Origin of the sequence: Paenarthrobacter sp. NPDC092416 (genome assembly GCF_044755025.1) — a bacterium.
Classification (GTDB): domain Bacteria; phylum Actinomycetota; class Actinomycetes; order Actinomycetales; family Micrococcaceae; genus Arthrobacter.
Genome location: NZ_JBIVQG010000030.1, coordinates 1 through 8,429 on the forward strand (window position 1 = coordinate 1; position 8,429 = coordinate 8,429).

The 8,429-nt window shown below is 62.0% G+C and carries 4 protein-coding genes; 3 read left to right on the forward strand and 1 reads right to left on the reverse strand.

Annotation, left to right across the window (positions count from 1 at the left end; genetic code table 11):
• Nucleotides 1-398: DUF3417 domain-containing protein (locus tag ACIQC5_RS24110; protein WP_400287734.1), on the reverse strand; the 398-nt coding region annotated here is incomplete at its 3' end.
• A 131-nt stretch (nt 399-529) separates the two neighbouring features.
• Between ACIQC5_RS24110 and ACIQC5_RS24115 the strand changes: the two genes are divergently transcribed.
• Genes ACIQC5_RS24115 through ACIQC5_RS24125 form a run of 3 tightly spaced genes read left to right on the forward strand, consistent with a single transcriptional unit; the run spans nt 530 to nt 8,059 of the window.
• Nucleotides 530-2,608, forward strand: a complete 2,079-nt coding sequence (locus ACIQC5_RS24115) for an alpha-1,4-glucan--maltose-1-phosphate maltosyltransferase (protein WP_400287736.1) — start codon at nt 530-532, stop codon at nt 2,606-2,608.
• Nucleotides 2,608-4,404: a maltose alpha-D-glucosyltransferase gene (gene treS / locus ACIQC5_RS24120; RefSeq protein WP_400287738.1), complete on the forward strand. Its 1,797-nt coding sequence runs from the start codon at nt 2,608-2,610 to the stop codon at nt 4,402-4,404. Before ACIQC5_RS24115 ends, treS begins: the two co-directional genes overlap by 1 nt.
• Nucleotide 4,405: 1 nt before the next feature.
• On the forward strand, nt 4,406-8,059 hold the full coding sequence (locus tag ACIQC5_RS24125; protein WP_400287740.1) for a 1,4-alpha-glucan branching enzyme: 3,654 nt from the start codon (nt 4,406-4,408) through the stop codon (nt 8,057-8,059).
• Nucleotides 8,060-8,429 lie beyond the last annotated feature (370 nt).

The following is an 8,429-nucleotide window of genomic DNA, read 5'->3' on the forward strand; positions in this document are numbered from 1 at the left end:
TCACCGGCGAGGATGCCCAGGCCGCCGGAGTACTGGGGGAGGACTTCGGTGATGCCGAACTCGGGGGAGAAGTACGCGATGCAGGCTGGTGCGTCTTCGCCCAGGCCCTGGTACCAGCGCGGTTCGCTGAGGTACCGGTCCAGGTCCGCCGCTGCTGCCTGGACGGCCTCCACCACCTCGCCGTTGCTGGCTAGTTCCTGCAACTGCTCGCGGCTGATCGACCCCAAAAGCGCGATGGGGTCGTGCTGTGACGCCTCCCACAGAGCCGGGCTAAGGCTCGCGAAAAGCTCCCGGGTGGGCCGGTGCCAGGACCAGCGCAAGTTGGTCGCCAGACGGGCCAGAGGCCGGATTGGCTCGGGGAGGACGGTACGGACTGTAAACCTTCGAATAGCCTTCACGAGCGCCACACTAACGGACTCACATGGCGGTCGGAACCGGTTTGGGTTTCTTTTAGGTAAAAGACATCTTGCGTCAAAGAGATGTGACGATGCCTTAGCAATCTGTGATTTTTGTCGCTAACGTCGAGGTTGTGACCAATACCTCGCGAACCACGACCGCTTTGAAATCCAAGACGAAAACGGACATCACCGACGGACTACGGTTCGGCAGGTTCCCCATCACGGCTGTTCAGCCAGTGGTGGACGGTGGACGCTTTCCCGCGAAGGCACTGCCCGGCGAAGATCTGGCCGTTGGTGCGACCGTCTTCCGCGAGGGCCACGACCAGCTCGGCGTCTCCGCCGTCCTCCTGGATCCCAAGGGCAAGGAACGCCAGCGTGTGCGGCTCGCCCCGGCTCAGGATGCGCGCTGGAAGGGGCTGGACCGTTGGGAAGGCCTGCTGACTCCGTCAGGCACCGGCGCGTGGTCTTTCGTCATCGAGGCCTGGCATGACCGCTATGGAACGTGGCACCACAATGCCGAGGTCAAGGTGGGCGCCGGGATCGACGTCGATTTGATGCTCGCTGAGGGTGCGGCACTTCTTGCAGGAGCAGCCGACGACGCCGGGCGCACCGCCGCGGACAAGCGCACCTTGCGTGCCGCTTCCGTGGTGCTTGCCGACACGTCCGTTACTGCCGAGGAGCGCCTGGGCGCCGGCTTCAGCGCAGAGGTGATTGCCGCCGTCGAACGTGTTCCGATCCGTGAATTGGTGACTGTCTCCGAGCGGTTCCCTCTGCAGGTGGAGCGCGACCTCGCCGGACGCGGCTCGTGGTACGAATTCTTCCCCCGTTCCGAGGGCGCAGTGCTGGATCACGTCACTGGCGTGTGGACGTCCGGAAACTTCATCACCGCAGCCAAGCGGCTCGACGCGGTCGCTGAGATGGGCTTCGATGTCATCTACCTGCCGCCCATCCACCCGATTGGTTTCCAGCACCGCAAGGGACGCAACAACACGTTGACCCCGGGACCGCAGGATCCTGGTTCGCCGTGGGCGATTGGTTCGAAGGACGGCGGCCACGACGCCATCCACCCGGAGCTTGGCACGTTCGAGGACTTTGATGGTTTCGTTGCCAGAGCCAACGAGCTGGGGCTGGAAGTGGCATTGGACCTCGCCTTGCAGGCCGCTCCTGACCACCCCTGGGTGGAGTCCAACCCGGAATGGTTCACCACGCGTGTGGATGGCTCCATCGCTTATGCCGAAAACCCGCCAAAGAAATACCAGGATATTTATCCGCTGAACTTTGACAACGACCCCAACGGGCTTTCCAAGGAAATCCTGCGGATCGTTTTGTTGTGGATCAGCCACGGCGTCAAGATTTTCCGCGTTGACAACCCGCACACCAAACCCGTGTGGTTCTGGGAATGGCTGATCGGCAAGATCAATAAGAAGCACCCGGACGTCGTTTTTCTGGCCGAGGCCTTCACCCGTCCGGCCATGATGCATGCGCTGGGACGTGCAGGGTTCCAGCAGTCCTACACCTACTTCACCTGGCGCAACACCAAAGCCGAACTGGAGGAGTACTTCCACGAGGTCAGCCACGAGAGCCCGGCGTACTTCCGGCCGAACTTCTTCGTCAACACCCCGGACATCCTCACTGAATACCTCCAGTACGGTGGCCCGGCGGCCTTCAAGATCCGGGCTGTGCTTGCGTCCACGGCGAGCCCGTTGTGGGGCGTTTATGCCGGCTACGAACTCTACGAGCACGTGGCCCGTCCCGGTGCCGAGGAGTACATCGACAACGAGAAGTACGAATTCAAGGACAGGGACTGGGAAGGTGCCGCTGCCTCCGGGCGGACCTTGGCGCCTTACATCACGCGGCTCAACTCCATCCGCAAGGACCACCCGGCGCTGGGCGACCTGCAGAACCTGACACTCCACAGCAGCACGGACGACGCCACGATCGTCTACTCGAAGCACAAGACGTTGCCGGATGGCAGCAAGGACACTTTGATCATGGTGGTCAACGTGGATCCGCACAGTGCACGGGAAAGCACGGTCACCCTGGACCTGGCCGCACTTCAACTGGACACCGCCGATTTCGATGAAAGCGGGCGCTTCCGGGTAGATGACCTGATCAGTGGCCAGAGCTGGGCGTGGGGTGAACATAATTACGTCCGGCTGGACGCGCACGTTGAACCGGCACACATCCTGAGCATCCGGAGGCAACCTTAGTGAGTTTTTCTCCGCAGAACCCGAGCCAGTACTTCACCCCGAAGAACACTTTCGAGCTGAACGCCCCAGGTCTCCAACATGATCCGTTTTGGTACCGCAAGGCAGTGTTCTATGAAGTCCTGGTGCGGGCATTTGCGGATGCCAATGGGGATGGCTCGGGAGATTTCCATGGGCTGATCGACAAGCTGGACTACCTCCAATGGCTCGGCGTCGACTGCCTGTGGCTCCCGCCGTTCTTCCACTCTCCGTTGCGTGACGGCGGCTATGACATTGCGGACTACACCTCCGTCCTGGATGAGTTCGGCACCATCAGCGACTTCAAACGGCTGGTGGCCGAGGCCCATGCCCGCGGCGTCCGGGTGATCATCGACCTTCCCCTGAACCACACGTCGGACCAGCATCCGTGGTTCCAGGAATCCCGTAAGGACCCCACGGGTCCTTACGGCGATTTCTATGTGTGGAGCGATACGGACGAGAAGTACCAGGACGCCCGCATCATCTTCGTGGACACGGAGGAGTCCAACTGGACCTTCGATCCCATCCGTCGTCAGTTCTTCTGGCACCGATTTTTCAGCCACCAGCCGGATCTGAACTTCGAGAACCCCAAGGTCATCGAGGCCCTCTATGACGTCATCCGGTTCTGGCTGGACCAGGGGATCGACGGCTTCCGGGCTGACGCTATCCCTTACCTGTTCGAAGAAGACGGGACCAACTGCGAGAACCTGCCAGCTACGCACGCATTCCTGCAGGACCTGCGCCGGATGGTGGACGAGAATTATCCAGGCCGGGTGATCATTGCCGAGGCCAACCAACCACCGCAAGAGGTGGTGGAGTACTTTGGCACCGATGAAGCCCCCGAATGCCACATGGCGTTCCACTTTCCGATCATGCCCCGGCTGTACTACGCCTTACGGGATCAGAAGGCTGCTCCGATCATCGAAACCCTGCGGGACACCCCGGAAATTCCGGCGGGTGCACAGTGGGGCACGTTCCTGCGGAACCACGATGAACTCACGCTGGAAATGGTGTCAGCCGACGAACGCGCCGCCATGCTCGGCTGGTACGCGCCGGACCCACGAATGCGTGCCAACATCGGTATCCGCCGCAGGTTGGCACCGTTGTTGGACAACTCCCGCTCCGAGATCGAGCTCATCAATGCCCTGTTGCTTTCCCTGCCGGGGAGCCCGTTCTTGTATTACGGGGACGAAATAGGCATGGGTGACAACATCTGGCTCGACGACCGAGATGCCGTTCGAACACCCATGCAGTGGAACCCCGACCGGAACGCGGGCTTTTCGGGCGCCGATCCGGGCAAGTTGTACCTGCCCGTCATCCAGTCGCTGGTCTACAACTACAGCATGGCCAACGTGGAGGCTGAAGCGGCGCACTCCGGTTCGCTCCTGCGTTGGACTCGGCAGATCCTCAGTGTCCGCCGGAACCATGCTGCCTTCGGGCTCGGTCGTTTCCGGCACATCGAAGCAGATCACGAGGTAGTGCTCGCCTACGTCCGGGAGCTTCCGGACGGCAACATCGAGGGCGAAGACCCGGAGACCATCCTGTGCGTCTTCAACCTGTCCCAGCATCCGGTATCCGCTGTGCTGGACGTGCCGGAGTACGCGGGTCGCGGCCTGCGCGATGTCTTTGGCGGGCAACCGTTCCCGGCCGTTGGCGACAATGGCCGGCTGACGGTGATGCTGGGCAGCCACAGTTTCTATTGGCTTCGCGTGCGCTCAGCGTTTTCCAATCCAACATCGCCTCTGACACAGGCGATTCCCGTGGTGACGACCAAAGGATGAGATGAGCAAGGGCACTCTTAACCCCTCCCTCGAAGGTCTTCTCCGGTCATCGCTTCCTGGCAAGCGATGGTTCCCGGTGAAGAGTCACGATTTTGCGCTGGAGCGTGTCGGCGGGTTCAACGTGCCGAACCCTGGCGGGACCGCTGACTTGGAGATCCTCCTTCTTGCGGTGACCTACAGAACGGCCGACGGCGGACCCCGGACCGACGTCGTTCAGGTCCCCTTGAGTTACAGGACCCTGCCGCTGCCTGATGTTCCGGCGGCTCTGCTGGGGGAGTTGACTGACGATTCCGGACTTCGCCTCGTGTACGACGCCGTCCACGACAACGACTTCATCAGCGCGTGGCTGGATCTCATGCGAGGCGAGGGCACGGTGGGGGACGGCGTTGCCGCAGGGCATCTGACGCGTGGCCGCGTGGGCCTTCCCGCCAGCACACAGTTTGTGCGGGTGCTGTCCGCTGAGCAGTCCAACACCTCGGTGATAGTTGACGACGGCGATTCGGCCGCCATCGTGAAGATCTTCCGTGTGCTGGCGGCCGGCAAGAACCCCGAGGTTGAACTTGGCGCTGCACTGACCGCGGCCGGGACGTTGGAGGTTCCAGCGACGCTGGGATGGATCACAGGATCCTGGCAGGGCCCCAGCGGAGCCGGTACTGCCAGCGGGGAACTGGCTGTCGCCCACGAATTCCTGGGCGGGGGATTGGATGCGTGGAGACTGGCTGTGGACGCAGCGGCTGCCGGCGCAGACTTCACAACTGAGGCCCGGGAGCTCGGCGCAGCCACGGCAACGGTGCATGCGCGGCTTGCAGAGACGTTCGGCAGATACGACGGCCAGGACCAGGGCGCCGACATCATCCCTACCTTGGCCCGGCGGGTCCGCGGGTCCTGGGCGGAAGCAGCTACCGCCGTCGGGCCCTATGACAAAAGGATCGAAGAGACGCTGGGCGAGTTGGACACCCACAGCGTGGGGGAGTTGCAGCGCATCCACGGCGACTTGCATTTGGGCCAGATTCTCAAGGTCCCTGGAACAGGTGGCGGACCCGACCGCTGGGCCATCCTCGACTTCGAAGGTGAGCCGCTGCGGACCATCGCCGAACGCAACACCCCGGACCTTCCACTGCGCGACGTCGTGGGCCTTTTGCGGTCCTTCGACTACGCAGCCGGCGCTGCGATCCGCGAAAACCCTGATGCGGCAGTGCCGCCGTACTGGGTGGACGAATGCTCCGCTGCGTTCCTGGCCGGCTACAGCGACGTCACGCCGGGAACCATAGACCGCCGCTCGCCGCTCTTTGTGGCATTGTGGCTGGACAAGGCCTTATACGAGGTGGTTTACGAGTTGCGAAACCGGCCGGATTGGGTGTCCATTCCGGTCAACGCAGCACGGCAAGTCCTCGACAACACGAGCCGTGGCAAACGCGCCAAGGCTACAGCGGAAGGTAATGACATGACAGGCTCTGCACGCACCGAACGGCCACGAGTCCCACTGCATGTGGACTCAGAGACCCTGGCCCGCGTGGCAGCCGGCGCCCACCACGCGCCACACTCGGTGCTTGGCGCACATCTTGACGACCACGGCCACGTCACCATCCGCACGGTGAAGCATCTGGCGACGTCCGTGTCCGTGGTGACCGAGGCTGGAAGCACAGCCATGGCGCACGAAGTCGACGGCGTTTGGGTTGCGGTTCTGGAACCGCTGCAGGCCGGCCATGTGCCGGACTACCGCCTTGAAGTGGTGTACGACGCCGAGCCCATCACCATCGACGACCCGTACCACTACCTGCCCACAGTGGGCGAGGTGGATCTCCACCTCATCGGCGAAGGCCGGCACGAACGGCTGTGGGATGTGTTGGGTGCGCACATTCAGCACTATCGCTCAGCCCTGGGTGACGTTGACGGTGCCTCGTTCGCAGTGTGGGCTCCCAACGCGCAGGCCGTTCGGGTCAAGGGTGACTTCAATGCCTGGGACGGCAGGCAGAATTCCCTCCGCTCGCTGGGTTCCTCCGGTGTCTGGGAAGTCTTCATTCCCGGTGTTGTAGCAGGGGCGTGCTACAAATACGAGATCCTCACCAAGGCCGGACACTGGGTGGAAAAGGCCGACCCCCTTGCCTTCGGCACCGAGGTTCCGCCGCTGACGGCCTCACGCGTGGTCGAGTCAAGTTACCGGTTCAAGGACGCCGACTGGATGGCGGCGCGCGCCGAACGGGATCCGCACAATTCGCCGATGAGCGTTTACGAAGTCCACCTTGGTTCCTGGCGGCTGGGCTTGGGATACAAGGAACTGGCCACGGAGCTGGTGGAGTACGTGAAATGGCTGGGCTTCACCCATGTGGAATTCATGCCCGTGGCGGAGCACCCCTTCGGTGGCTCGTGGGGTTACCAGGTCACCTCCTACTTTGCGCCGACCTCTCGGTTCGGTCACCCCGACGAATTCCGCTTCCTGGTGGATTCCCTTCACCAGGCCGGAATCGGCGTGCTCCTGGACTGGGTTCCGGCCCACTTCCCCAAGGATTCATGGGCGTTGGCAAACTTTGATGGCGAAGCCCTTTATGAGCATGCCGACCCCAACCTTGGCGAACACCCCGACTGGGGCACCCTCATCTTCGACTTCGGCCGGACAGAGGTACGCAACTTCCTGGTGGCCAATGCCCTTTATTGGCTGGACGAGTTCCACATCGACGGACTCCGTGTGGATGCTGTTGCCTCCATGCTGTACCTCGATTACTCCCGCGAAGAGGGCCAGTGGCAGCCGAACCGCTTCGGCGGCCGCGAAAACCTTGAGGCCATTTCCTTCATGCAGGAGGTCAACGCGACCGTCTACAAGACACACCCGGGCGCGGTGACCATCGCTGAAGAGTCCACGGCATTCCCGGGCGTCACTGCACCGACAAACCACGGAGGCCTGGGCTTCGGGCTGAAGTGGAACATGGGCTGGATGCACGACTCCCTCAAGTACATTGCCGAGAACCCCGTCAACCGCAAATGGCACCACGGCACCATTACGTTCTCCATGGTCTACGCCTTCTCGGAGAACTTCCTGCTGCCGATCAGCCACGATGAGGTTGTTCACGGCAAGGGCTCAATGCTGCGGAAGATGCCTGGTGATCGTTGGCAGCAGCTGGCGAACCTCCGCGCCTTCTTTGCTTACCAGTGGGCACACCCGGGCAAGCAGCTGATCTTCATGGGCACCGAATTTGGCCAGGAAGCGGAATGGTCCGAGCAGCATGGACTGGACTGGTTCCTTGCCGACATTCCAGCCCACCGCGGGCTTCAGCTGTTGGTGCGCGAGTTGAACGCCTTGTACTCGTCCACGCCTGCCCTGCACGTACGCGACAACGAGCCCGCCGGTTTCCAGTGGATCAACGGTGGAGATGCTGACCGGAATGTCCTGACCTTTGTCCGTTATGACAACGACGGCCAGCCGCTTGTTTGCGCAGTGAACTTCTCCGGTGGCCCGCACGAGGGCTACATCCTCGGTGTACCTTCCTCTGGTGCGTGGACCGAGGTGCTCAACACGGACGACGAAACCTACGGGGGCTCAGGCGTCGTGAATTCAGGCCCGCTTCTCGCGTCCACTCCGGGAGCAGACGGTCAGCCGGCGGCCTTGACCGTCACACTGCCGCCGCTTGGTGCTTCCTGGTTCGCGCCAGCCAAGTAGTTTCTGCCTTGCGAGAGGGCTCGGAACCTGTCGGTCCCGGGCCCTCTTTCTTGGTTTTCCTTGTGTTTCCGGGGATCTTGCCCTGTTGGGGAGCGCCCTCTCTTGCGTGTTTTGCCATCTCGGCTGAGTAGGGGTATAGTTAGTACCCGCGCTGCTCCCCAGTGGAGGACGGTGAAGCTGACAAGAAACCGCAAGGAAAATCAAGTCAAGTTCGCCGATTTGACCCGGAGGCAGGCAGCGTGTAAGTTTGAAAAGTTGCTCCGGAGCGATCCAGTGAAGGCTGGTGGTACTGCTTTGGAATAGTGACCTGTTGTTTGAGAACTCAATAGTGTGCCAAGTTTGTTGATACCGATTGTTTTTTGATTGGTTG

Excerpts from the sequence above, each read along its gene's own strand:
- ACIQC5_RS24125 (WP_400287740.1), top strand. The coding sequence starts at position 4,406 with ATGAGCAAGGGCACTCTTAACCCCTCCCTCGAAGGTCTTCTCCGGTCA.